Consider the following 24125-nt stretch of genomic DNA (forward strand, 5'->3'; position numbering starts at 1 on the left):
CTCAGTACTTCCTCTCCATCGGCGGGTAGTTCAATTCGCCCTGATCGTTCTTGGTGAAGACGACGGGCTTCCAGTCGAGCTTGATGTGGTCGCTCGGGGTCGACGAGTGCGGGTCACCGGTGAGGTAGGCCATGGTGTGCTTCATGTACTTCTCGTCGTCGCGCGTCGGGAAGTCGTCGCGCATGTGGCCGCCGCGGCTCTCCTCGCGGTTCTGCGCGGCGTAGACCACGACCTCGGCGATGTCGAGAAGGAAGCCCAGCTCGACGGCCTCGAGCAGGTCGGTGTTGAACCGCTTGCCCTTGTCGTCGACGTGCACGTTCTTGTAGCGCTCACGCAGCTCGGCGATCACGCCCAGCACGTGCTGCAGCGAGTCGTGCGTGCGGAACACCTGCGCGCCCTTGTCCATCTCGTCCTGCAGCGTCTTGCGCAGCACGGCGATGCGTTCGGTGCCCTGGTTGTTGCGCAGGTCCTCGAGCATGCCGGAGACGAAGCCGGCGGGGTTCTCGGGGAGGGGCACGAACTCGGCCGTCTTGACGTACTCCACGGCGTTGCGGCCGCTGCGCTTGCCGAACACGTTGATGTCGAGCAGGGAGTTGGTGCCGAGACGGTTGGCACCGTGCACCGAGACGCAGGCGCACTCGCCGGCGGCGTACAGGCCGGGGACGATCGTGTCGTTGTCGGCCAGGACCTCGCCGTTGTTGTTGGTCGGGATGCCGCCCATGGCGTAGTGCGCCGTCGGCATCACCGGCACCGGCTCGACGACCGGGTCCACGCCCAGGTACGTGCGGGCGAACTCCGTGATGTCGGGCAGCTTGGTCTCGAGGACCTCGGCTCCCAGGTGCGTGCAATCCAGCAGCACATAGTCCTTGTGCGGGCCGGCGCCGCGGCCTTCCGCGACCTCCTGCACCATGCAGCGGGCGACGATGTCACGCGGAGCGAGGTCCTTGATCGTCGGGGCGTAGCGCTCCATGAATCGCTCGCCCGAGGCGTTGCGCAGGATCGCGCCCTCTCCTCGTGCGCCCTCGGTGAGGAGGATGCCGAGGCCGGCGAGCCCGGTCGGGTGGAACTGGAAGAACTCCAGGTCCTCGAGGGGGAGGCCCTTGCGCCAGACGATGCCGACGCCGTCGCCCGTGAGGGTGTGCGCGTTGGAGGTCGTCTTGAAGATCTTGCCGAAGCCGCCGGTCGCGAAGATCACGGCCTTGGCCTGGAACACGTGCAGCTCGCCGGTCGAGAGGTCGTACGCGACGACGCCTGAGACCTGGGTCTTGCCGTCAGCGTCCTTCACCGTCAGCAGGTCGAGCACGTAGAACTCGTTGAAGAAGTTGATGCCGAGCTTGACGCAGTTCTGGAAGAGCGTCTGCAGGATCATGTGGCCGGTGCGGTCTGCGGCGTAGCAGGCGCGGCGGACCGGGGTCTTGCCGTGCTCTGCGGTGTGCCCGCCGAAACGGCGCTGGTCGATCTTGCCCTCGGGCGTGCGGTTGAAGGGGAGGCCCATGTTCTCGAGGTCGATGACCGCCTCGATGGCCTCCTTCGCGAGGATCTCCGCCGCGTCCTGGTCGACGAGGTAGTCGCCGCCCTTGACGGTGTCGAAGGTGTGCCACTCCCAGGAGTCCTCCTCGACGTTCGCGAGGGCTGCCGCCATGCCGCCCTGCGCCGCACCGGTGTGCGAGCGCGTGGGGTACAGCTTGGAGATCACGGCGGTCTTCGCCCCGGGGCCGGCCTCGATGGCCGCCCGCATCCCGGCGCCACCGGCGCCCACGATCACGATGTCGAACTGGTGGTAGTGCACGCCGTCACGGACGACGGAATCCTGCGTCTCGGTAGTCACTTCTTCTTAGCCTTCTTCTCAGTTCCCGACCAGTGCGGCGCATTCGCTCCACAGGACGCTGTCCTCGGTCACACCCAGGCACGGGTCGAACGTGAAGACGACGAGCGTGCCCAGGATGATGAGCAGACCGGCGGCGAGCCCGAGGGCCCAGGTGAGGGCCTTCCGGGCGGTGGTGTTCGTGACGTAGTCGTTCACGATCGTGCGCATGCCGTTGGCGCCGTGGATCAGTGCGAGCCACAGCATCAGCACGTCCCACCACTGCCAGAACGGCGTGGCGAACTTGCCGGCGATGAATGCGAAGTCGAGGGCGTGGATGCCCTCGCCGACCATGAGGTTGACGAAGAGGTGGCCGAAGATCAGCACGACGAGCACGACGCCCGAGGCGCGCATGAAGACCCAGCCCCACTTCTCGAGGTTGACTCCGCGCCGGCGGCGAGCCGGGGCTGCGATGGTCTGCGCGGTCATCAGTGTCCCCCTCCGAATCCGGCGAACGCGAGCATCAGGTGGCGGGGCACGAAGCCGGCCATGATGATGCCCCAGACCAGCAGCACGCCCCAGAAGAGCTGACGCTGGTACTTGGCGCCCTTCGACCAGAAGTCGACGGCGATGATGCGCAGCCCGTTCATCGCGTGGAACACGATGCCGGCCACGAGCACGACCTCGCCGAGCGCCATGATGGGGTTCTTGTACGTGCCGATCACGGCGTTGTACGCCTCCGGCGAGACCCTGATCAGTGCCGTGTCGAGCACGTGCACCAACAGGAAGAAGAAGATGGCGACTCCGGTGATGCGGTGAAGCACCCACGACCACATGCCTTCGCGGCCCCGATAAAGGGTGCCGCGGGGGGTCTTGGACGTGGTTTCCGAAATCGACGGTGTCAAGCGAGCGCTCGTGGACACGGTCGTCCTCCCTGATCGATGTGCGTCGGTCGCATGCGCTGCTCTCGTTCAAGTGTGAGCCTGTCGAAGTCAGGCACGCCCGATCGCTGTCCATCCTATTCCTGTCAGAAGACTGGGAGCGACGAAGGGGAGCCTAAGTATCTCGATGTCGAGAGGTCTCCTCGGGCTACCCTGGCAGGGTGAGCGCACCCATCAAGGATTTCTACGCAGTGATTCCCGCCGGCGGCATCGGCAGCCGGCTCTGGCCGCTCTCCCGAGCGGACGCGCCCAAGTTCCTGCACGACCTCACGGGTTCCGGGCATTCGCTGCTCCGCGACACCTGGGACCGCCTGGAACCGCTCAGCGGATCCGACCGGATCGCCGTGGTCACCGGACGTGCCCACCGCGCCGCGGTCGAGGCCGAGCTGCCGGGCATCGCCGACCTCAACGTCTTCCTCGAGTCGGAGCCGCGGGAGTCGGCCGCCGCGATCGGCCTCGCCGCAGCCATCCTGCACCGTCGCGAGCCCGACGTGATCATCGGCTCGTTCAGCGCGGACCATGTGATCCGCAGCACGCGCGTGTTCGAGTTCGCGGTGCGCGACGCCGTCGAGGTCGCCCGCGAGGGGTACATCTGCACGATCGGCATCTCACCCACCGAGCCGGCGATCGGCTTCGGCTACATCAAGAAGGGCCCGGAGCTCGTGGTCGACGGCGCGCGCGAGGCCGCGCTCGTGGAGAGCTTCGTCGAGAAGCCCGACCTGGAGACGGCGAAGGAGTACCTCGCCGATCGCGACTACCTGTGGAACGCCGGCATGTTCATCGCGAAGGCGAGCGTGCTGTTGGACGAGCTCGCCGCGAACGAGCCCGAGCTGCACGCCGGGCTCCTCGAACTCGCCGAGGCCTGGGACGACCGCGAGCTGCGCGGACCGGCGGTCGACCGCATCTGGCCGCGCCTGAAGAAGATCGCCATCGACTACGCGGTCGCGGAGCCCGCCGCCCGCCGCGGACGGCTCGCGGTGGTCCCCGGCCATTTCGACTGGGATGACGTGGGTGACTTCGCCTCGCTGACCAAGCTCATCAACAACGGACGTAAGAACGACCTCGCCGTCCTCGGGCCGAATGCCCGGGTGCTGACCGACGGCGCGAGCGGGATCCTCGTGAGTCAGACGTCTCGGGTGATCAGCCTGGTGGGCGTCCAGGACATCGTCGTCGTGGACACCCCCGACGCGCTCCTGGTCACCACGGTCGAGCACGCGCAGCGCGTGAAGGGCGTCGTCGAGTCCCTCAAGCTCACCGGCCGCGGAGACGTGCTCTGAACCCTGCGCCGATGAGCAGGCGTTCACGCTCATCGGGTGGCTTGATTTCAGCTTTGTAACCTTTGGCCAGCGCATCCGCCGCGCACGTGCGCAAAAGGCGAAACAGTAGGTAACTTTGATCGATCCGCGATGGCCGCGGTTTCGTTGAGGGAGGCATCAGTTGACCATCTCCACCACCAAGAAGCTGCTCGGCGCGACGGTCGCCGCGGGCGTCATCTTCGCGCTCGCCGGCTGCGGTCAGGCACCGACCGACAAGCCCGCGGGCTCCGAGAAGCCGGTCGACTCCGACTTCCTTCCCTGCCTCATCTCCGACGCGGGCGGCTGGAACGACAAGTCGTTCAACCAGTCGGCCAAGGAGGGCATGGACAGCGCGGCTGACGAGCTCGGCATCAAGCCCCTCGAGTTCGAGTCGGCGAACGACAACGACTACGCGCCGAACCTCGAGACCGCGGTCTCCGAAGGCTGCTCGCTCATCGTCGCCGTCGGCTTCAAGCTCTCCGCAGCCACGGTCGAGTCCGCGCTCGCGAACCCTGAGATCGACTACGCGATCATCGACGACTACGCCGACAACGACTTCGACGGCACCACCGATGCCCCGAACATCAAGCCCCTCGTCTTCGACACCGCGCAGGCGGCCTACCTCGGCGGCTACGCCGCGGCAGCCTGGTCCGCGCAGAGCGGCGTGAACAAGGTCGGCACCTTCGGCGGCATGCAGATCCCGTCGGTCGCCGTGTTCATGGACGGCTACCAGCTCGGCGTCGACAAGTACAACGAGGACAAGTCGGCTGCGGTCGAGGTCTTCGGTTGGGACGCCGCGACGCAGAAGGGCTCGTTCACGGGCGGCTTCGACGCGAACGACACCGCCAAGCAGACCGCGCAGGGCGTGCTCGACCAGGGCGTCGACGTCATCCTCCCGGTCGGCGGCCCCGTCTACCAGAGCGCTGCTGCGGCGATCACCGACAGCGGCAAGGACACGCTGATGCTCGGCGTCGACAGCGACCTGGCCGTGGCCGACCCGAACGTGGCCGGCATGACGCTGGTCTCGATCATGAAGGCGATCGACGTCGCCGTGCATGACGCCACCGTCGCGGCCGCCGCCGGCGAGTTCGACGCAGCGCCGTACGTCGGCACGCTCGAGAACGAGGGCGTCAAGCTCTCCGGCTTCGGCGACTTCGAGGGCGAGCTGCCCGACGGCCTGCTCGACGAGCTGGCCGAGCTGCAGAAGCAGATCATCGCCGGTGACATCACGGTGGAGTCCGAGAACTCCCCGTAAGTCGTAACCGGTCCAGCACGGGGCGAGTGGTGAGCAGGCTGCCACTCGCCCCGTGCCGTGGACGGACGATGATTCTCCTGGATGACTCTTCTGGATAACTCTTCTGGATAAGGTGCAGATATGAAGCTCGAACTTCGCGGCATCACCAAGCGATTCGGTAGCCTCGTGGCCAACGACCACATCGATCTGGTGGTCGAGCCGGGGGAGATCCACGCGCTCCTCGGCGAGAACGGCGCGGGCAAGTCCACGCTCATGAACGTCCTCTACGGCCTGTACCAGGCCGATGAGGGAGAGATCCTCCTCGATGACGAGGTGCAGCGCTTCCGCGGTCCTGGCGACGCGATGGCTGCGGGGATCGGCATGGTCCACCAGCACTTCATGCTCGTCCCGGTCTTCACCGTGGCCGAGAACGTGATGCTCGGTCACGAGCAGACCAAGGCGCTCGGCAGGCTCGACATCGCGAAGGCGCGAGAGCACGTGCGCTCGGTCGCCGCCCGCTTCGGATTCGACATCGACCCGGATGCGCTCGTGGGCGACCTGCCCGTCGGCGTGCAGCAGCGCGTCGAGATCATCAAGGCCCTGTCGCGCGACGCGAAGGTGCTCGTCTTCGACGAGCCGACCGCGGTGCTCACCCCGCAGGAGACCGACGAGCTGATGAACATCATGCGTCAGCTGCGCGACGAGGGTACGGCGATCGTGTTCATCACGCACAAGCTGCGCGAGGTGCGCGAGGTGGCCGACAAGATCACCATCATCCGTCTGGGCAAGGTCGTCGGCGAGGCGTCTCCCACCGCGACGAACGCGGAGCTCGCCTCCCTCATGGTCGGTCGCGCGGTCGAGCTGACCGTGCACAAGGACCCGCCCCGCCTCGGCGAGGGCGGTTTCGAAGTCAAGGGACTGCGCGTCCTCACCGCCACGGGCGCGATCGTCGTCGACGGCGTCGACCTCGCCGTCCGTCCCGGCGAGGTCCTCGCGATCGCCGGTGTGCAGGGCAACGGCCAGACCGAACTGGTCGAGGCCATCGTCGGCCTCGCCGCCCGCGTCGAAGGCAGCATCGTGCTCGACGGGAAAGAACTCGTCGGCAAGAGCGTGCGCGCCATCCTCGACGCCGGCGTCGGCTTCGTCCCCGAGGACCGCACGGAGGACGGGCTGGTCGCCGGCTTCTCCGTCGCGGAGAACCTCATCCTCGACCGCTCGGACGACCCGGCGTTCAGCCGCGCCGGCACGCTGCGCCGTTCGGCTCTCGACGAGTTCGCCCGTGCGCGCATCACCGAGTACGACATCCGCACGCAGGGGCCGGAGACGCCGGCGGGCACGCTTTCGGGCGGCAACCAGCAGAAGGTCGTCATCGCCCGGGAGATGAGCCGCGACCTGCGGCTCCTCGTCGCCGCGCAGCCGACCCGTGGCGTGGACGTCGGCTCGATCGAGTTCATCCACAAGCGGATCATCGAGACGCGCGATGCGGGCATCCCCGTGATCGTCGTCTCCACGGAGCTCGACGAGGTCGCGGCTCTCGCCGACCGGATCGCGGTCATGTACCGCGGCACGATCGTCGGCATCGTCCCCGGAGACACGCCTCGGGAGACACTCGGACTCATGATGGCCGGAGCGGCCGAAGGGGAGGTGGCCGCGTGAGCGGAGCGACGCCCGGCGCAGGAGATGTGACCAAGGGGATCCCGCCGCAGGAGCTCGCCACGAGCACCGGCACCGTCCCGCGCGACCCCTCCGACGTGCCGCCGCCTCCGCGCGGAAACCTCATCCTCAAGGAGATCCTCCGCGGCAACGCCGTCACGACGATCCTCGCGATCGTCCTGGCACTGATCGTGGGCGGCATCCTCATCGCCTTCACGAACGAAGACGTGCAGACGGCCTCGGTGTACTTCTTCGCGCAGCCGGGCGACACGTTCGTCGCCGCCTGGAACGCCGTGTACAACGGCTACGAGGCGCTGTTCCGCGGAGCGATCTTCAACGCCCGTGGCGCGGACTTCGCGGCCCAGATCCGGCCGTTGACCAACACCCTCGGCTTCGCGGCTCCGCTGATCGCGGCCGGCCTCGGTGTCGCTCTGGCGTTCCGCGTCGGCCTGTTCAACATCGGTGCCCGTGGGCAGATGCTCATCGGTGTCGCCGTCGCGGCGCTGCTGACCTTCTCGCTCGATCTGCCGATCTGGCTGCACATCCCGGTGACGCTGATCGCCGGTATCGCCGGCGGTGCTCTCTGGGGTGCCATCGCGGGGCTCATCAAGGCGCGCACCGGTGCGCACGAGGTGATCCTCACGATCATGCTCAACTACATCGCGTACTACCTGCTGCTGTGGATGATCCGCACGCCGGGTCTGCTGCAGAAGCCGGGCACCAACCAGGCACTCGGCTCGGCGACGCCGCAGAGCGCCCAGTTCCCGACCCTGCTCGGTCCGCAGTTCCCGCTGCTCGATCTCGGCTTCGTGATCGTGATCGTCGCGACGCTGTTCGTCTGGTGGCTGATCGAGCGCTCGTCGCTCGGCATGCGGATGCGCGCGGTGGGGGAGAACCCCCATGCGGCACGCGCCGCCGGCATCAGCGTGCAGCGCATCTACGTCTACGCGATGCTGTTCGCCGGAGGCCTGGCGGGTCTCGCCGGCATGAATCAGATCCAGGGCGCCGTCACCACCGGCGTGACCGAGACGATCGACGCCGGCATCGGCTTCGACGCGATCACGGTCGCGCTCCTCGGCCGCAGCCGTGCGTGGGGCACGTTCGCCGCCGGCATCCTGTTCGGGGCGCTCAAGGCGGGCTCGTTCTCGATGCAGGCGCAGGACATCCCGGTCGACATCGTGCTCGTGGTGCAGTCGCTCGTGGTGCTGTTCATCGCGGCGCCGCCGCTGCTGCGGACGGTGTTCTTCCTTCCGAAGACCGATGCGGAGAAGGCTGCCAAGGCAAGAGCCAAGGCCGCGAAGAAGGCGGTGATGGCATGATGTCCCTCGTTCAGACCCAGGCCGCCGACGGCACGGTGCAGCTCGCGACGGTCAAGGAGCGGCACCTCAAGGCGCCGATCGTCCTCGCCGCGGCGACCGCGCTGCTGGCGCTGCTGTTCCTCGCCGTCCCGCGTTCGGGCACCAGCACGTTCCGCCTCTCCGACCAGTCCTCGGCCCTCTCGCTGCCCGACGTGGCATTGCCGACCGCCTCGACCTTCTGGGTCGTGTTCGGCATCCTGGTGGTCCTGACCGTCGGTGCCTTCCTCCGGGCATGGACCTACCGCAAGCCCTCGCTGTGGCTGGTCGTGGCCTACGGGGTGCTCGCCGTCTTCGCATTCCTCGTCTGGGCATCCGCCGGGGGACTCGTGCCGGTCACCAGCCTGCTGTTCGGAGCGGTGTCGCTGTCAGTACCGCTCGTGTTCGGTGCTCTGGGCGGCGTCATCGGCGAGCGTGCCGGTGTCGTGAACGTCGCGATCGAGGGTCAGCTCCTGCTCGGTGCATTCTCCGCCGCCCTGCTCTCGAGCATCACCGGCAACCCGTTCGTCGGTCTGATCGGGGCGATGGTGGGTGGCGTGCTGGTGGCCAGCGTGCTGGCCGCGTTCGCGATCAAGTACCTCGTCGAGCAGGTCATCGTCGGTGTCGTGCTCAACGTGCTCGTCACGGGTCTCACCGGCTTCCTCTACGGCGCACTCCTCGCACCGAACGAGACGACCCTGAACACCCCCGTCCGGTTCCCGCGCGTCGAGATCCCGGTGCTCAGCGACATCCCGATCATCGGACCCGTCCTGTTCAACCAGACGTTCATCGGATACCTGATGTTCATCACCGTCGCCGTGGTGGCGTGGGGGCTGTACCGCACCCGCTGGGGTCTGCGGCTCCGTGCCGTGGGTGAGCACCCGCAGGCCGCGGACACCGTCGGCATCAAGGTGAACCCGACCCGATTCTGGAACGTGCTGCTCGCGGGGGCGATCGCCGGCATGGGTGGTGCGTACTTCACGCTCGTCTCGGTGCCGCAGTTCGGCAAGGACATGACGGCGGGACTCGGCTTCATCGCCCTCGCAGCCGTGATCTTCGGCCGCTGGGACCCGATCCGTGCCACGCTCGCCGCGCTGCTGTTCGGCTTCGCGACCAACCTGCAGAACCTGCTGTCGATCCTGAAGACGCCGATCCCGGGTGAGTTCATGCTCATGCTGCCGTACCTGGTCACGCTGCTCGCCGTGGCCGGATTCGCCGGGCAGATCAAGGCGCCCGCCGCCGACGGCAAGCCCTACATAAAGTCCTAGCCCGGTCGGAAGAGGAAAGCATCGCAATGACAGACATCGACTGGGATGAACTGCGCCAGGTCGCCACGGATGCCATGACGAAGGCGTACGCGCCGTATTCGCGTTATCGCGTGGGGGCGGCGGCCCTCGTCGGCGACGGCCGCATCGTCGCCGGCTGCAACGTCGAGAACGCCTCCTACGGCGTGACCCTGTGCGCCGAGTGCGCCCTCGTCGGCGATCTGCACATGTCGGGCGGCGGCCAGCTCGTCGCCTTCGTGTGCGTGAACAACGACGGACAGACGATCATGCCGTGCGGACGCTGCCGTCAGCTGCTGTTCGAGCACGCGATGCCGGGCATGCTGCTGGAGACGGTCTCCGGCATCCGCACGATCGACGAGGTGCTGCCCGATGCATTCGGGCCGCGCGACCTGGAGGAAGCACGATGACTGTTGAGCCCTTCGACGCGGTGGACGTGATCCGCGCCAAGCGCGACGGCGGTGCGGTTCCCGAGGCGGCGCTGCGGTGGATGATCGACGCGTACACCCGCGGCTACGTCTCCGACGCGCAGATGGCCTCGTTCGCGATGGCGATCTTCCAGCGCGGGATGGAGCGCGATGAGATCCGCGTACTGACCGACGCGATGATCGCATCGGGGGAGCGGATGAGCTTCGCCTCGCTCGGCAAGAAGACCGTCGACAAGCATTCCACCGGCGGCGTCGGCGACAAGATCACCCTGCCGCTCGCCCCGCTGGTCGCGTCGTTCGGCGTCGCCGTTCCCCAGCTCAGCGGTCGCGGACTCGGCCACACCGGCGGCACGCTCGACAAGCTCGAGTCGATCCCCGGTTGGCGCGCCGCCCTCAGCAACGAGGAGATGTTCGCGCAGATGCAGGGCGATGTCGGCGCGGTCATCTGCGCCGCGGGTTCGGGTCTCGCGCCCGCCGACAAGAAGCTGTACGCCCTCCGTGACGTCACCGGCACGGTCGAGGCGATCCCACTGATCGCGTCGAGCATCATGTCGAAGAAGATCGCCGAGGGCACCGACGCGCTCGTGCTCGACGTGAAGTTCGGCTCCGGCGCTTTCATGCAGGACATCGACCGCGCCCGCGAACTCGCGCGCACGATGGTCGCGCTCGGTACCGACTCCGGCGTGGCCACGACCGCGCTCCTCACCGACATGAACGTGCCGCTCGGACTCGCGATCGGCAACGCCAACGAGGTCCGCGAATCCGTCGAGATCCTCGCCGGCGGCGGCCCCGCCGATGTCCGCGAGCTGACCCTCGCCCTGGCACGGGAGATGCTCGCCCTCGCCGGACAGCCGGATGCCGACGTGGAAGCCGCGCTCGACGACGGCCGCGCGATGGACACCTGGAAGGCGATGATCCGCGCCCAGGACGGCGACCCCGATGCGGCGCTGCCGACCGCACGGGAGACGCACGTCGTGACGGCCCCGGCCGACGGGGTGATGACGCGCATGGACGCGCTGCCGTTCGGTATCGCCGCCTGGCGGCTCGGAGCCGGTCGCGCCAGGGCCGAGGATCCGGTGATCTTCGAGGCGGGGATCGACCTGCACGCCAAGCCCGGTGACCGCGTCGTCGCGGGGCAGCCGCTGTTCACCCTCTCCGCTGCCGACGACGCACGCTTCGGCCGGGCTCTCGATGCTCTCGAGGGCTCGTGGGAGATCGGCGACGAGGCTCCGGCGGCCGGTCCCATCGTGCGCGAGCGCATCACGGCGTGACCCGCGACCGCTAGCCTGAACTGAGCACATCCGCGACCGAGAGGATCACCATGTCGATCGATGCGAACGGCGACGTCACGCTGCAGGGCGTCTCCCTGCGGAGCCTCCCGAAGGTGTCGCTGCACGACCACCTCGACGGCGCTCTGCGCCCCTCGACGATCCTCGAGCTCGCGGACTCCATCGGCCTCGAGGTCCCGGAATCCACGCCCGCAGCCCTCGGGAAGTGGTTCGCGAAGCAGAGTGACTCCGGTTCGCTGGTCGAGTACCTCAAGACGTTCGACCTGACCACCGCCGTGATGCAGACCCAGGAAGGGCTCACCCGCGTCGCGCGCGAGTTCGTCCAGGATCTCGCAGCCGACGGTGTGGTCTACGGCGAGGTGCGCTGGGCTCCGGAGCAGCATCAGGCGCAGGGCCTCACGCTCGAGCAGACCGTCGAAGCCGTGCAGCAGGGCATCGAGGAGGGCGAGGACGCGGCGGATCGCGATGGTCGCAGCATCCGCGTCGGCCAGCTCATCACGGCGATGCGCCACACCGACCGGGCACGGGAGATCGCGGAGCTCGCGGTCGCCTTCCGCGGTCGTGGCGCCGTCGGCTTCGACATCGCCGGCCCGGAAGACGGCTTCCCGCCGTCGAACCACCGCGCGGCGTTCGACTACCTCGCCGACAACTTCTTCCCGGTGACCGTGCACGCGGGTGAGGCCGCAGGGCTCGCGTCCATCCGCTCGGCGCTGATCGACGGTCGCGCGCTGCGCCTCGGCCACGGTGTGCGCATCGCCGAAGACCTCCAGGTCGTCACACAGGAGGGCGACGAGGTGCAGGTGCAGTTCGGCGACTTGGCCCGTTGGGTGCGCGACCGCGAGATCCCGCTCGAGCTGTCGCCGTCGTCGAACCTGCAGACCGGTGCGATCGCCGCGTGGGGCGACACCCTGGCCGACCACCCGTTCGATCTGCTGTACCAGCTCGGGTTCTCGGTGACGGTGAACGTCGACAACCGCACGATGAGCGCCACCTCGCTGACCCGCGAGCTCGCCCTTCTCGTCGAGACCTTCGAGTACGACCTCGACGATCTCGAGACGTTCCAGTTCAATGCGGCTGCGGCCGCGTTCCTCCCCGTCGAGGAGCGGGAGGAGCTCGTCGAGTTGATCGCCGAGGGATTCGACATCTGACCGTGGCCTCCGGGGGGAGACGGCGCGGAGGCGTCGCGGGAATCATCATCGCTGCGGTGATCGTCGTCGTGGGCGGCGGATTCACAGCATACGTCTGGCTGAACCATGCACCGGCCGAGGCCGAGGCCGAAGCGAAGCCGACACGGACACCGACTCCGGTCGAGACCGTGGTCCCGCTCACGCCGGCGGAGCAGCTCATCGCGGATGCCGGTGATCCGCTCGCCTGCGCGGTGACGTTCACGGGCGAAGGGGTTCCGGCCGACCCCCAGCTGCAGCGGCAGGACGGTCTGTACCAGGCGCTCCCGATCCCGGCACTCGCCGGCCGCGTGTTCGCCGGCTGGTACGCGACGGCGGCGGATGCCGCGGCCTACACCGTCGCCGCACGGGTGAACGGCGCGGACCCCGTCGTCTGCGACCAGCAGCAGGTCGAGCTCTTCGCCGCCTGGAAGACGCCGGAGCAGAACGCGGCCGAGGGCGTACAGGTCCCGGTCCTCATGTACCACCAGTTCACGGCGAATCCCGAGGGGGAGTCCGGCTGGCTGCGCGGCAACTACGCCTACATCGGCGACTTCGACGCGCACATGAACCACATCGCGACGACGGGCTTCTACCTGCCCACCTGGGACGAGCTGAGCGCCTTCATCGACGGTCGGCTCTCGCTGCCCGCGCGGAGCGTGATCATCACGGATGACGATGCCGACCAGACCTGGTTCGACCTCGGGGCCCCCGTCGTGGCGAAGCACGAGCTGCTCGCGACGTCGTTCATGGTGACCGCCTACCGCTCCGACCTGCCGCCGTCGATCCACGTGCTGCGCCGCTCGCACACGCACGACATGCACAAGGCGGGCGATAACGGTGACGGGCTGATGGTGAACTGGACCGCGGATCAGATCGCCGCCGACCTCAACCTCTCCGGCGACACTCTGGGCGTTCGCGAGGTCATCGCCTATCCGTTCGGGCACTACAACGACACCGCCAAGCAGGGCGTCCGGCAGGCCGGCTACGAGATGGCACGGACGATCGAACCCGGGTTCGTCACCATCGGCACCGACAAGCTCGCCCTCCCCGTGGTGCGCATCGACTACGGCATGGGCCTGGACGCCCTGGTGTCGCGCATCGGCTGACGGCGTCGAAGCGGCAGGATGGTCGCATGCCCGACTCCGTCTTCATCGCCGGTCCCGCCTCGTGGAACACGATCGTCGTTCTCGACCGGCTTCCCGAGCCGGTGCCCCACATGCAGTTCGCCGACGAGACGTGGGCGACCGTCGGCGGCACGAGCGCCGGTAAGACCCTGACTCTCACCGGGCTCGGACGTGCGGCGCAGCTCTATGCCCTCGCCGGACCCGACGAGGAGGGCGGCCGCGTGCGTGCGGCCCTCGACCGTGCAGGAGTACAGGTGCGCTGGGGCGAAGGAGCCACCGAGCGGCATCTGAACCTCATGACCCGCGCGGGAGCCCGGGTATCGCTGTACCTGTCGTCGCCGGAGGCGACCGCGGGCGAGGACGATGCCTGGGTGCGCGAGCGGATGGGGGAGGCGGCGGTGATCGTGCTCGACCTCGCCGCCGAACCGCTGCGGCTCCTGCCGATGGCGCGCGAGACCGGAGTCCCGATCTGGGTCGACGTGCACGACTACGACGGTGAGGCCGAGTTCCACCGCCCGTTCCTGGCGGCGGCGGACGCGGTGTTCTGCAATGCGGATCGCCTCCCGGACCCGGTCGCATTCCTGCACTCCCGCATCGCCGCCGGTGCCTCACTCGCCGTGTGCACGCTCGGGGCCGAGGGCGCAGTGGCCGTGGATGCGGAGGGGGTCGAGTATCGGGTGGCGGCCGTGCCCGTCGAGGTCATCGACACGAACGGTGCGGGCGACGCTTTCCTCGCGGGCGTGCTCGACGCGCGCCTGGACGGCGCGGGAGTCGGCGCGGCACTCGAGGTGGGCGCCCGGACAGCCGCTACCGTCCTCCGTTCGCGACACCTGCATCCGCTGTTGGATGCGGTCATCGACGCGGGGGAGTGAGTCTCAGGGCGCGAGCGGCGCGAGGAACTCCTCGGTGAGTCGCGTGACCTCGTCGTGCATCTCGTCCGTCGAGATCGTCGGGGTGCCGTCGCCGTCCTGCGGGCCGTAATCCCCGAAAGATGCGTGCGATGCGCCGTCGATCTCCACCATCTCGGCGTCAGCGGGCAGCAGGTCGCGCGCGTCTGCGATCTTCTCCGGAGTGGAGAGGCCGTCTTCGCTGCCCGAGATGCTGAGGACCGGAAGGCCGCTGTCCGACACGTCGGTCGCGCAGTACGAGCCGAACAGCACCAGCGCGTCGGCATCCGCTGCGAGCTGGCAAGCACGGACGCCCCCGAGCGAGTGCCCGCCGACACCCCAGACATCGATATCCGGGGCGGCCGAGGTGAAAGCGTCGAGTCCGCGCGGGTCGAAGAAGGCCAGGTTCAGCCAGGGGCGGGTGATCACGACCGTGGTTCCCTCCTCGGCGAGCCCTTGGAGGATGGCCGCGTAGGCCCACGGGTCGACCTTGGCGCCGGGGATGAAGACCAGGCCGAGATCCGAGTCGCCGTCGGCGGGGGCGAGCACGATGCCCTCGTCCGCGTCGGTGACGGTGATCGCGGGGTTCTCCCGTACGCTCGCGAGCGGCTCCGGCTCGGCGGCCATGACACCGATCTGCGTGTACGCGAGGACGCCGACCACCGCCAGCACCAGCACGATCGCGAGACTCCACAGCACACGTTTCAGGACCCGGCGGCCACGCTTCTTCTGCACGGATCAACGCTACCCCGCGTCACCACGCTTCCGGGCGACGGCCGGGTGCGTGCGGAGGTACTCCTCGAAGGCCTCCCGCGTCGCGCGGCGCGGGGTGTAGCCGAACTCCTCCTTCAGCCGACGGTTCGCCAGCACCGGACGGTACCGGAGGAACGGGACCTTCTCCGGTCCGTGCGGGGTGAGCCGCAGCGTCCGTCCGATCCGCAGTGCCGTCGACAGCGCCCACGCGGGCAGCACGAGCTGCGGCTTGCCGAGACGAGCGGCGATCTCCGGCACCGTCATCCGCCCGTCACCCGCGACGTTGAAGATGCCGGCCGGGCCGTCGGTCGCCGCCCGCACCATCGCGGCCGCCACGTCGTCGACCCAGACGAAGACGAAGGGCGACTCCGAGCCGGCGATGCGAAGGATCCGCCGCCCGTGCCAGAGCGCGGTGATCTGGTTGCGCACGGTCGGACCGAGGATCGTGCCGATGCGGAAGATCACCTGGGCGAGCTCGGGGTGGGTACGCCGGTGCTCGGCCAGCATCTCCTCGACCAGCCGCTTGTGCCGGGCGTACGGGAACGCGTCGTTGCCGCGAAGCGGCTGGTCCTCGTCGATCCACTCCGGGTTGTCGGAGTGATAGCCGTACGCGGCGCCCGAGCTGGAGACCACGATGCGGCGGACTCCCGCCTCGACGCACGCGGCGAGGACGTTGGCGGAACCGGTCACATCGACGCGGTACTCCAGATCGACGTCGTGGCCGGGATTCACGATCGCCGCGAGGTGCACGACCGTGTCGATGCGGTGCTGCCGCAGCACCGGGGCGATCGCCGCCGCATCCGTCACATCCAGCGCGGCATCGATGATGCCCGCGCGGGGTGCGCCCGCTCGCAGGTCTGCGGCGACCACGACCTCGACGTCGTCACGGGCCGCGAGGGCCTCAGCCACGTGCGAGCCGAGGAAGCCGCTGCCGCCCGTGATCAGCACCCGGGGCATCAGGCGGCCTCGACGGTCGCGCGGCCGCTCGCGTCGCCGGTGCTCGAACCCGTGCGCTTCCTGGTGTGCCGTGCCCAGAGTCCGGCCAGGACGAGGCCGGCGACGATGTCCCAGATGCCCCACCAGCCGGCCACGATCGCCATGCCGCCGAGGCCGTCGAAGAACAGGAACACCAGGCCGAGCCCGAGGCCGGCGTTGCGGATGCCGACTTCGAACGTCATGGCCTTGCGCTCGCGGGTGCCGAGTCCGCCGACCACCGCCGTGCCGTAGCCGAGCGCGAGCGCCACCGCGTCGTGCACCGCGACCACCAGCAGGATGATGCCGAGAACCTGCACGAACACCGCCCAGTTGCCGACGAGCGCGGCGATGATGAAGCCGAGCAGGGCGATCAGGCTGAACCACTTCACGAACGGCTGCACGCGGGCGCTGAACCGGGGTGCCTTCGCACGGAGGAGCAGGCCGAGGGCGAAGGGGAGACCGACGATGAGGAGGATCTCCAGGAGCATCCGCCACGGGTCGAGCGTGATGTCGCGCAGCAGAGTGCGAGCGGTCGGATGCAGCGAGGCCCAGAAGGTGATGCTCAGCGGCATCGCGACGATGTAGATGAGGTTCCCCACCGCGGTGAGCGACACCGAGAGGGCGACGTTGCCCCCGGCGCGATGCGTCAGCACCTGGGAGATGTTCCCCGGCGGGCAGCAGGCCACGAGCAGCATCCCGAGCGCCATCGACGGCGGCACGGGGAGCACGAGCGTCAGCAGGAACGTCGCGATCGGCAGCAGGAGCAGCTGGGCGAGGATCGCGATCGCGAACGGCTTCGGATGCTTCGCCACGACGCGGAAGTCGCTCGGCGAGGTGTCCAACGCGATGCCGAACATGATGAGACCGAGGACCACGTTGAGGATCGTCAGCGTGCCGGGCGTGAACGAGAGGACGACGTCGTCGACGTTCATGCCGAGGCCTCCAGTGCACTCTTCTCACGTCGCACGGCGCCCCGGTAGGCGTCTTTGTTGACGTAGTACGCCATCCGGTCGAGACCCAGATAGTGATAGCCGCCCGTGACATCGGGCCACGCCGTTCCCGTGACCCGGTCGCGGAAGCGGGCGGCGCGGGTGGGATCGGTCTCCACCGCGTCGAGGTAGGCGGCGAGCAGCTCCGCCTGTTCGTAGCGACCCTGCCAGCCGATGCCGGACGCCTCGATCATGCCCATCACGTAGAGGCCGTTGAACGAGGCGGGGAAGACGTTCAGGAAGAGCCGTGGCGAGGCTCCCTGCCAGTGCAGGTGCTCCCGGTCGACGAACGGATAGTCCAGGGTGTAGCCGGTGGCGAGCAGCACGAGGTCGTACTCGTCGGCGCTGCCGTCGCGGAAGTGCACCGTCTGCCCGTCGAAGCGGTCGATGTCCGAGCGGATGCGCAGGTCGCCCTGGCCCAGGTGGTTGAGGATCAGGGTGTTCACGATCGGATGAGACTCGTAGATGCGGTAGTTCGGCTTCGGAAACCCGAATCGCACGGGGTCGCCCGTGAACGCCCGCAGGACGCGGCTGTCGACGGCCTGCTTGATGCGCGCCGGCAGCGGGCGGCCCTGGTTGAGGGTGTCGCTGGGCTTGCCGAACAGGTAGCGGGGCACGAAGTAGTACCCGCGTCGCACGCTCATATCGACGGACACGGCGTGGTGCACGGCATCCACGGCGATGTCGCAGCCCGAGTTCCCGGCGCCGATCAGGAGCACGCGCTTGCCGCGCAGCTGTTCCGGGGACTTGTACGCGCTGGTGTGCAGCAGTTCGCCCGAGAACTCCCCACGGAACGCCGGCACGTTCGGCTCGGCGAGGGTCCCGTTGGCGAGGACGACGCCGGCGTACCAGCGCGTTTCTGTGCCGTCGGGGCCCGAACTGGTCAGTTCCCAACCGCCGTCGCGAGGCTCGAGGCGGGTGACGCGCGTGTCGAACCGGAACAGCCCGGCGAGCCCGAAGTGATCGGCGAAGTCGTCGAAGTACTCCTTCAGCACCCGGTGCCCGGGGTAGTCGACCCGCGAGCGCATCGGGAACTCGGCGAACTCCGTCGTGGTGCGCGAGGAGATCAGGTGCGCGGACTCGTACATCGTGCTGCGGGGATTGGTGATGTCCCAGAGCCCACCCACGCCGTGCGAGGCCTCGTAGCCGTCGACCACGATTCCGCGCTTCTGCAGTGCACGCGCCGCGGCCAACCCCGATGGACCCGCGCCGATCACGGCGTATCTGTTCATGCTGCTCCCCGCACGTCAGTGTGCTCGAAAAAACGCCCCCGCTCACCGATCGTAACGGGTGAGCGGGGGCATCGAGTTCCGAGGGGTCAGGCGGTCCCGAGGTGCTGCTGACGCGCTGCGACGGCCTCCCGGATGGCGGGGAACAGCGGATGCTCGGGATCCAGGCCCGTGGTGCGGGAGGTGAACGCGGCGGGCTCCTCCGTGCGCAGCAGCTCCTGCATCTCGACCGACTGCTCGTCGGCCGGATCGTCGAACTCCAGTGCTGCCGACACGGCCGCCACGAGAGCCACGGTCGGCAGGCCGCGCTCCGCAGCCATCGCCGCTGGTCCCACGAAGCGCTCGTGCCGCGAGATCTTGCGCAGCGGCTGCCGTCCCACGCGCTGCACCGTGTCGACGAGTGCGGGATTGCGGAACCGCTCGAGGATCGTGGCGCGGTACGCCGCGAGGTCGGCCGGATCCAGCCCGTGCTCGGCGACCAGCACGGCCGACGTCTCCTCCAGCGCGGCCGACACGCTCGCCGCGATGGTGGGATCGGCCAGCGCGTCCGAGATGCGGTCGATCCCGGCGCGGGCCCCGAAATACGCGGTGGCGGCGTGCCCCGTGTTCACCGTGAAGAGCTTGCGCTCGATGTACGGCGCCAGGTCGTCGACGAAGTGCGCGCCGGGGATGGTCGGCAGCGTGCCGCCGAACGGACCCGATTCGATCGCCCACTCGTAGTACGGCTCGACCGTGACGTCGACGCCGCCGTCTGCGGGCTGTGCCGGCACGATGCGGTCGACCGCGGTGTTCGCGAAGACCGCGCGGGCCAGCAGCGTCTCGGCATCCGCCCCTGCCGCCGTCGCGATCTCGTGGCGGAGCAGATCGGTGGCGCCGATCGCGTTCTCGCAAGCCATGACCTGCAGAGGCGCGGCATCGGGGGAACGGAGGGCGAGTCCGGCCACGATCGACGGCGCCACGAACCGCAGCACCGTCGGTCCGACCGCGGTCGTGACGACATCGGCCGTCGCGACCTCCTCCGCCACGGCGGCGGGATCCGTGCGGCTGTTGACGGCCCGGAAGCCGGTGACGACGTGATCGGTCCCTCCGGGGCCGGCCTCGTGCACGGTGTACGAGTCGACCGCGTTGATCGCGTCCACCAGAGCATCGGCGACGTCGGAGAACACGACCTCGTATCCGCCCTGGCGGAGCAGCAGCCCGACGAAACCGCGCCCGATGTTGCCCGCCCCGAAGTGGACCGCCTTCATCCCTCGTTCACCTCCGAGAGGAGGGCGTAGAGCTCCTCCGGGGTCTGTGCTGCGGAGAGCCGGGCCACGTCGTCCTCCTCGGAGAACAGGATCGCGATCCGGGAGAGGATCTCCAGGTGCTCGTCACCGATCCCGGCGATGCCGATCACGAAGGTCGCGGGATCGCCTGCCCAGTCCACACCGCCGTCGTAGCGGACGACCGACAGGGCCGAGGCGAGGATGGCGTCCTTCGCGTCGTTGGTGCCGTGCGGAATCGCCAGGCCGTTGCCCATGAACGTCGACACGGTCTCCTCGCGCTGCCGCATCGCGTCGACGTAGGCGGGGGTCACGGCTCCGGCGGCGACGAGGATGTCCGTGGCCTCCTGGAGCGCGTCGTCCCGCGTCGCCCCGCCGGGGTGGATGCGGACCTGCTCGGGGGTGAGAACGCTCATTCTGTGTCCTTTCGCTGTGCCCGCACCATCTCGACGACCTCTTCGTAGCGGGGCGAGTTCATGAAATTGTCGACCGACACATGGACCGAGTTCGGCGACTTCGCCGTGGCGCGCTCGGTGAGCTGCTGCTGCGTGATCACCACGTCGGCGGTGCCGTCGAGGTTCGCGATGGCCTGGTTGGTGACGTTCACGTCCTCGATGCCGGCCTTCTTGAGCTTGTTGCGGAGGACGCTGGCGCCCATCGCCGATGAGCCCATACCGGCGTCGCACGCGAACACGATCCGCTCGATCGGCGCCGTGGCGACGGCGGTCGTGCTCGGTGCGGCATCCGTCGCCACAGGTGCGGCGGATGCCGTCGACGTGCGCAGCGCATCCATCGCCGCGGACGACTTGCCCTTGTTCGCCTCGGTCTGCGCGATCGCGGCACCGAAGGTGTCGCCCTCGGCCTCGAGGTCGCGCTTGCGGGAGGCCCGCAGGATCACGCCGGTGATGAGGAACGTCACGGTGGCGGCGATGATGACCGACAGGTAGACGACGAGCAGGTTCGGAACGCCCGCACCGACGGCCGCGACGGTCACGGCGATGATGCTGCCGGGAGCCGCCGGGAACACGAGCCCGCCGTTCAGGAGCATGTTCGTCGTGACACCGGCCGCGCCACCCGCGATGAGCGCGAGGATCGTGGTCGGCTTGCTCAGTGCGTACGGGAAGTAGATCTCGTGGATGCCGCCGAAGAACTGGATGATGGCCGCGCCCGGCGCCGACGCCTTCGCGACACCGACTCCGAAGAAGCTGAACGCCAGCAGCAGGCCGATGCCGGGGCCGGGGTTGGCCTCGATGAGGAACAGGATCGACTTGCCGGCCTCCGACGCCTGCTCGAAGCCGAGCGGGGTGAACACGCCGTGGTTGATGGCGTTGTTGAGGAACAGCACCTTCGCCGGCTCGACGATGATCGACACGAGCGGCAGCAGCTGCGCCGCCACGAGCCAGTCGACGGCGGTGCCCAGCGCGGCGCTGATGCCGAGCATGGCCGGGCCGAAGGCGAAGAACCCGAAGATGGCGAGGAGCATGCCCAGGATGCCCGCGGAGAAGTTGTTCACCAGCATCTCGAACCCGGGGCGGATCTTGCCGTCCCAGAGCCGGTCGACCTGCTTCATGATCCAGGCCGCGAGCGGTCCCATGATCATCGCGCCCAGGAACATCGGGATGTTCGTGCCGACGATCACGCCGACGGTGGCGATGGAGGCGACCACGCCGCCGCGGTCGCCGTAGACCATTCGGCCCGCGGTGTTGGCGATCAGCAGCGGCAGCAGATATGTGACCATCGGACCGACCAGACCGACGTACGCGAGGATGTTGCCGTCGGCGGTCTCGGCCACCGACGTCATCGCGCCCTGCCACCCGATGATGACGGAGTCACCACCGCCGCCGAGGATCTCGGACACCCCTGCCCAGTGCCAGCCGAAGGGGCTCTCGGCGCCGAAGAATCCCTTGGGGATGAAGAGCATCGTGATGAAGCCCCAGGCGATGAAGGCCGCGATGTTGGGCATGATCATGCCGGAGAGGAAGGTGCCGAAGCGCTGCACTCCTACGCGGAGGCCACCGGGTTTGGTGGCGGCAGGTGACGTCGTCGTCATGATGTCGTCTCTTTCTTGTGAAGGGGGAGTTCCGCGGCGAGCATCGCCACGGCGGTTCGGGCGGAGGAGGCATCGTCGGCGGCCAGGGCGGCCTCGGCGAGGCTCCGCGCCTCGGACGGGGTGCGTTCGGAGAGCGCGTGTCGCACATCGGCCAGTGCTGGGGGAGCCATCGAGAGACTCGTGGCGCCGAGGCCGACCAGCACGACGGCGAGGAGCGGATCTGCGGCGGCCTCGCCGCAGATGCCGACCGGCTTGCCCAGGCGGGCACCGGCATCGCCGACCTCGCGCACCAGGCGGAGCACGGCCGGATGCCAGGGGTCCTGGAAACCGGCGACCGAGCCGAGCATCCGGTCGGCCGCCATGGTGTACTGCGTGAGGTCGTTCGTGCCGATCGAGGCGAAGTCGGCATGCGCGAGCACCCGGTCAGCGAGCAGGGCGCTCGCCGGGATCTCGACCATGACGCCCGCGGTCTGCAGCCCGTACTCGCGGGCGAGACCGGTGAAGTAGATGGTCTCCTCGACGGTTGCCACCATCGGAGCCATCACCCAGAGATCGGCCTCGGTCACGGCGTCGGCTTCGGCCAGCGCCGTCAGTTGCTCGCGCAGGATGTCTTCGCTCGCGCGCAGCGCCCGAAGACCCCGCAGCCCCAGCGCCGGGTTCTCCTCGTGCGCGTCGTTGAGGAACGCCAGCGGCTTGTCGGCGCCCGCATCGAGCATCCGGACCACGACCTTCTTGCCGGGAAAGGCCGCCAACAGCTCGCGGTACGACTCGCGTTGCTGGGCGATGGTCGGCGCCTGTGCCGAGGAGAGGAACAGGAACTCGGTGCGGAACAGCCCGACGCCCTCGGCCCCCCGAACGACCGCATCGGCCGCATCTGCGGGCTTCCCCAGGTTCGCGAGCAGCGCGACAGGTGTGCCGTCGGCGAGGGCGCCGGGAGTGGGAGGAGCGGTGTCGGCCGACTGGCGGGCAGCGGCGCGCTGAGCTGCGCGGTCCTTCTCGTCCTCCGTCGGTTCGCGGGTGACCACGCCGCTGGCGGCATCGACGATCACCGTCTCGCCCGTGACGAGCTGCGTGCCGTCCGCGACGCCGACGCCGACGATCGCGACGATGCCCTTCTCCCTCGCGAGGATCGCGGTGTGGGAGGTCGGCCCGCCGTCGGTCGTGATCAGAGCGAGCACCTGATCCAGGTCCAGGAGTGCGGTGTCGGCCGGGGCGAGGTCGCGGGCGACCAGGACGAACGGGTGTCCCGGGTTCGGGACGCCGGGCGCATCGACGCCGCGCAGGTGCGCCAGGACGCGCTGCGCGATGTCGTCGAGATCGGCGGCGCGCTCGCCGAGGTACCCTCCGACGGCCTCGAGTGTGGCGCGGAAACCTGCGAACGCATCGTGCACCGCCCATTCGGCGGTCGCCCCGGCGTCGATCCGCTCGTCGACCTCCTCCTGGAGCGTCGGATCCTCGGCGATCATCGCCTGCGCTTCCAACACATCCTGTGCGGCACCGCCTGCCGCCTCACCGCGCTCGTTCAGTTCGCGGGCGACCGTCGCGACCGCCTCGCGTACTCGCGCGCGTTCGGTTTCGGCGCCCGCCGTGCTCGGGGTGTTCTCCGGAGCCGGCATCGCCTCGGCCATGCGGACGACCGGTCCCTGGGCCACGCCGAGACCGATGCCCACCCCGCGCAGCTCGCTCATCCGGCGGTGTCCTGGTCATGGTCGGTGGTGAGGAGCTCGGTGAGCGTGTCCAGCACGCCTTCGGCCCCGTCGCCGTCGGCCGTCAGGGTCACGTAGTCGCCGTACTCGATCGCGAGCGAGATCACGCCGAGGATGCTGGCGGCATTGACCGGTTTGCCCGAGTCCTTCGCGATCGTCACGGCGAGGCCCGAGTCCTTGGCCGCCTGCGCGAACAGCTTCGCGGGGCGGGCGTGCAGTCCGTGGGAGGAGCCGATCCGTACGGTGCGGGTGGCGGTCATGATGTTCCTTTCGGGGTGTCGCCGGCGGCGGCGAGGATCGATCGGGCGAAGTCGAGGGTGCGGGATCCGTCACGGTCGGAGAAGACGTCATCAGGAAGCACGGCGACGGGCGCTTCCACGCTGCGGCGCATCGCCTCGAGCCGGTCACCGAGATGCGGACCGACGAGGACGAGGTCGTGGTCGGAGCCGGCGACGGAACTCTCGGTGCCCGCCACGGCATCCCAGCCGAGACCGGCCGCTGTCGCCGCAGTGCGGAGCCGCAGTGCGACGAACGTGCTCGACGCGCCGGCGCCGCACACCACGAGGATCCTCATCGATTCCCACCTTCCTGAGAACAGTCTGGGAACAAGGAGGGGTGCCGCACCAACAGGTTCCTTTCCGCCCGGGCGGAACCCCGGTTTCCGCCCGGGGATGCCGGCATGCTGACATCATGGAGACCACGTCGAGACAGTGCGGTCACCAA

23 protein-coding genes are annotated in these 24125 nt (G+C 68.9%); 10 read left to right on the forward strand and 13 right to left on the reverse strand.

The window, feature by feature from the left end; translation table 11 throughout:
- Position 1: 1 nt before the first annotated feature.
- From sdhA to sdhC, 3 genes are read right to left on the reverse strand one after another with little or no spacing between them, the layout of a single operon-like run.
- Positions 2-1828, reverse strand: coding sequence for a succinate dehydrogenase flavoprotein subunit (gene sdhA / locus GZ67_RS0105110; protein ID WP_029262558.1), 1827 nt, complete (start codon positions 1826-1828; stop codon positions 2-4).
- Positions 1829-1846: 18 nt separating this feature from the next.
- The gene (locus tag GZ67_RS0105115; protein WP_029262557.1) at positions 1847-2293 is read right to left on the reverse strand and encodes a succinate dehydrogenase hydrophobic membrane anchor subunit; all 447 of its coding nucleotides are present in this window, start codon (positions 2291-2293) and stop codon (positions 1847-1849) included.
- A complete protein-coding gene (gene sdhC, locus GZ67_RS0105120; protein ID WP_072591539.1) occupies positions 2293-2727 on the reverse strand; it encodes a succinate dehydrogenase, cytochrome b556 subunit in 435 nt (144 codons plus the stop codon). Before sdhC ends, GZ67_RS0105115 begins: the two co-directional genes overlap by 1 nt.
- 179 nt (positions 2728-2906) lie before the next feature.
- Between sdhC and GZ67_RS0105125 the strand changes: the two genes are divergently transcribed.
- The 10 genes from GZ67_RS0105125 (at position 2907) to GZ67_RS0105170 (ending at position 14423) form a co-directional block, all read left to right on the forward strand.
- On the forward strand, positions 2907-4022 hold the full coding sequence (locus GZ67_RS0105125) for a mannose-1-phosphate guanylyltransferase (RefSeq protein ID WP_029262556.1): 1116 nt from the start codon (positions 2907-2909) through the stop codon (positions 4020-4022).
- 160 nt (positions 4023-4182) lie between these two features.
- Positions 4183-5295 carry a BMP family lipoprotein gene (locus GZ67_RS0105130; RefSeq protein WP_029262555.1) on the forward strand — a complete coding sequence of 371 codons (1113 nt, stop codon included), beginning with the start codon at positions 4183-4185 and terminating at the stop codon, positions 5293-5295.
- A 120-nt stretch (positions 5296-5415) separates the two neighbouring features.
- The gene (locus GZ67_RS0105135; protein WP_029262554.1) at positions 5416-6930 is read left to right on the forward strand and encodes an ABC transporter ATP-binding protein; all 1515 of its coding nucleotides are present in this window, start codon (positions 5416-5418) and stop codon (positions 6928-6930) included.
- On the forward strand, positions 6927-8246 hold the full coding sequence (locus GZ67_RS0105140; protein WP_029262553.1) for an ABC transporter permease: 1320 nt from the start codon (positions 6927-6929) through the stop codon (positions 8244-8246). The genes GZ67_RS0105135 and GZ67_RS0105140 overlap by 4 nt, the downstream gene beginning before the upstream one ends.
- On the forward strand, positions 8246-9529 hold the full coding sequence (locus tag GZ67_RS0105145; RefSeq protein WP_029262552.1) for an ABC transporter permease: 1284 nt from the start codon (positions 8246-8248) through the stop codon (positions 9527-9529). The genes GZ67_RS0105140 and GZ67_RS0105145 overlap by 1 nt, the downstream gene beginning before the upstream one ends.
- Before the next feature lie 26 nt (positions 9530-9555).
- Positions 9556-9954, forward strand: coding sequence for a cytidine deaminase (locus GZ67_RS0105150; RefSeq protein ID WP_029262551.1), 399 nt, complete (start codon positions 9556-9558; stop codon positions 9952-9954).
- A complete protein-coding gene (locus GZ67_RS0105155) occupies positions 9951-11243 on the forward strand; it encodes a thymidine phosphorylase (protein WP_029262550.1) in 1293 nt (430 codons plus the stop codon). Before GZ67_RS0105150 ends, GZ67_RS0105155 begins: the two co-directional genes overlap by 4 nt.
- Positions 11244-11293: 50 nt before the next feature.
- On the forward strand, positions 11294-12409 hold the full coding sequence (locus tag GZ67_RS0105160; protein ID WP_029262549.1) for an adenosine deaminase: 1116 nt from the start codon (positions 11294-11296) through the stop codon (positions 12407-12409).
- Between the two features lie 56 nt (positions 12410-12465).
- Positions 12466-13533 carry a polysaccharide deacetylase family protein gene (locus GZ67_RS0105165; protein ID WP_231481695.1) on the forward strand — a complete coding sequence of 356 codons (1068 nt, stop codon included), beginning with the start codon at positions 12466-12468 and terminating at the stop codon, positions 13531-13533.
- Between the two features lie 26 nt (positions 13534-13559).
- Complete coding sequence (locus tag GZ67_RS0105170; protein WP_029262547.1) at positions 13560-14423, forward strand: carbohydrate kinase family protein; 864 nt, start codon at positions 13560-13562, stop codon at positions 14421-14423.
- 3 nt (positions 14424-14426) lie between these two features.
- Here GZ67_RS0105170 and GZ67_RS0105175 read toward each other — a convergent pair whose 3' ends face one another.
- The 10 genes from GZ67_RS0105175 to GZ67_RS0105220 all read right to left on the reverse strand — a co-directional run bounded on the left by GZ67_RS0105175 (position 14427) and on the right by GZ67_RS0105220 (position 23976).
- Entirely contained in the window at positions 14427-15173 is a 747-nt protein-coding gene (locus GZ67_RS0105175) for an alpha/beta hydrolase (RefSeq protein WP_029262546.1), read from the reverse strand.
- A gap of 9 nt (positions 15174-15182) precedes the next feature.
- Positions 15183-16148 carry an SDR family oxidoreductase gene (locus tag GZ67_RS0105180; RefSeq protein ID WP_029262545.1) on the reverse strand — a complete coding sequence of 322 codons (966 nt, stop codon included), beginning with the start codon at positions 16146-16148 and terminating at the stop codon, positions 15183-15185.
- Positions 16148-17098 carry a bile acid:sodium symporter family protein gene (locus GZ67_RS0105185; protein WP_029262544.1) on the reverse strand — a complete coding sequence of 317 codons (951 nt, stop codon included), beginning with the start codon at positions 17096-17098 and terminating at the stop codon, positions 16148-16150. The genes GZ67_RS0105180 and GZ67_RS0105185 overlap by 1 nt, the downstream gene beginning before the upstream one ends.
- Complete coding sequence (locus tag GZ67_RS0105190; RefSeq protein WP_029262543.1) at positions 17095-18387, reverse strand: flavin-containing monooxygenase; 1293 nt, start codon at positions 18385-18387, stop codon at positions 17095-17097. Before GZ67_RS0105190 ends, GZ67_RS0105185 begins: the two co-directional genes overlap by 4 nt.
- 86 nt (positions 18388-18473) lie before the next feature.
- Complete coding sequence (locus GZ67_RS0105195) at positions 18474-19631, reverse strand: mannitol-1-phosphate 5-dehydrogenase (RefSeq protein ID WP_029262542.1); 1158 nt, start codon at positions 19629-19631, stop codon at positions 18474-18476.
- Positions 19628-20062, reverse strand: a complete 435-nt coding sequence (locus tag GZ67_RS0105200; protein ID WP_029262541.1) for a PTS sugar transporter subunit IIA — start codon at positions 20060-20062, stop codon at positions 19628-19630. Before GZ67_RS0105200 ends, GZ67_RS0105195 begins: the two co-directional genes overlap by 4 nt.
- Positions 20059-21696, reverse strand: coding sequence for a PTS mannitol transporter subunit IICB (locus GZ67_RS0105205; RefSeq protein ID WP_029262540.1), 1638 nt, complete (start codon positions 21694-21696; stop codon positions 20059-20061). Before GZ67_RS0105205 ends, GZ67_RS0105200 begins: the two co-directional genes overlap by 4 nt.
- Positions 21693-23384, reverse strand: a complete 1692-nt coding sequence (ptsP, locus tag GZ67_RS0105210) for a phosphoenolpyruvate--protein phosphotransferase (protein WP_029262539.1) — start codon at positions 23382-23384, stop codon at positions 21693-21695. The genes GZ67_RS0105205 and ptsP overlap by 4 nt, the downstream gene beginning before the upstream one ends.
- Positions 23381-23662, reverse strand: coding sequence for an HPr family phosphocarrier protein (locus GZ67_RS0105215; protein ID WP_029262538.1), 282 nt, complete (start codon positions 23660-23662; stop codon positions 23381-23383). Before GZ67_RS0105215 ends, ptsP begins: the two co-directional genes overlap by 4 nt.
- A complete protein-coding gene (locus GZ67_RS0105220) occupies positions 23659-23976 on the reverse strand; it encodes a PTS sugar transporter subunit IIB (protein ID WP_029273791.1) in 318 nt (105 codons plus the stop codon). Before GZ67_RS0105220 ends, GZ67_RS0105215 begins: the two co-directional genes overlap by 4 nt.
- Between the last annotated feature and the right edge of the window lie 149 nt (positions 23977-24125).

Origin of the sequence: Microbacterium sp. Cr-K20 (genome assembly GCF_000708325.1) — a bacterium.
Lineage (GTDB): Bacteria > Actinomycetota > Actinomycetes > Actinomycetales > Microbacteriaceae > Microbacterium.

Bases quoted from the DNA above. Each gene is read 5' to 3' on its own strand.
- GZ67_RS0105135 (WP_029262554.1), top strand. From the start codon at position 5,416: ATGAAGCTCGAACTTCGCGGCATCACCAAGCGATTCGGTAGCCTCGTG.
- GZ67_RS0105180 (WP_029262545.1), bottom strand. From the start codon at position 16,148: ATGCCCCGGGTGCTGATCACGGGCGGCAGCGGCTTCCTCGGCTCGCAC.
- GZ67_RS0105200 (WP_029262541.1), bottom strand. From the start codon at position 20,062: ATGAGCGTTCTCACCCCCGAGCAGGTCCGCATCCACCCCGGCGGGGCG.
- GZ67_RS0105220 (WP_029273791.1), bottom strand. From the start codon at position 23,976: ATGAGGATCCTCGTGGTGTGCGGCGCCGGCGCGTCGAGCACGTTCGTC.
- GZ67_RS0105160 (WP_029262549.1), top strand. From the start codon at position 11,294: ATGTCGATCGATGCGAACGGCGACGTCACGCTGCAGGGCGTCTCCCTG.
- GZ67_RS0105115 (WP_029262557.1), bottom strand. From the start codon at position 2,293: ATGACCGCGCAGACCATCGCAGCCCCGGCTCGCCGCCGGCGCGGAGTC.
- GZ67_RS0105170 (WP_029262547.1), top strand. From the start codon at position 13,560: ATGCCCGACTCCGTCTTCATCGCCGGTCCCGCCTCGTGGAACACGATC.
- GZ67_RS0105150 (WP_029262551.1), top strand. From the start codon at position 9,556: ATGACAGACATCGACTGGGATGAACTGCGCCAGGTCGCCACGGATGCC.
- GZ67_RS0105190 (WP_029262543.1), bottom strand. From the start codon at position 18,387: ATGAACAGATACGCCGTGATCGGCGCGGGTCCATCGGGGTTGGCCGCG.
- GZ67_RS0105215 (WP_029262538.1), bottom strand. From the start codon at position 23,662: ATGACCGCCACCCGCACCGTACGGATCGGCTCCTCCCACGGACTGCAC.
- GZ67_RS0105195 (WP_029262542.1), bottom strand. From the start codon at position 19,631: ATGAAGGCGGTCCACTTCGGGGCGGGCAACATCGGGCGCGGTTTCGTC.
- GZ67_RS0105155 (WP_029262550.1), top strand. From the start codon at position 9,951: ATGACTGTTGAGCCCTTCGACGCGGTGGACGTGATCCGCGCCAAGCGC.
- GZ67_RS0105145 (WP_029262552.1), top strand. From the start codon at position 8,246: ATGTCCCTCGTTCAGACCCAGGCCGCCGACGGCACGGTGCAGCTCGCG.
- GZ67_RS0105205 (WP_029262540.1), bottom strand. From the start codon at position 21,696: ATGACGACGACGTCACCTGCCGCCACCAAACCCGGTGGCCTCCGCGTA.
- GZ67_RS0105185 (WP_029262544.1), bottom strand. From the start codon at position 17,098: ATGAACGTCGACGACGTCGTCCTCTCGTTCACGCCCGGCACGCTGACG.
- ptsP (WP_029262539.1), bottom strand. From the start codon at position 23,384: ATGAGCGAGCTGCGCGGGGTGGGCATCGGTCTCGGCGTGGCCCAGGGA.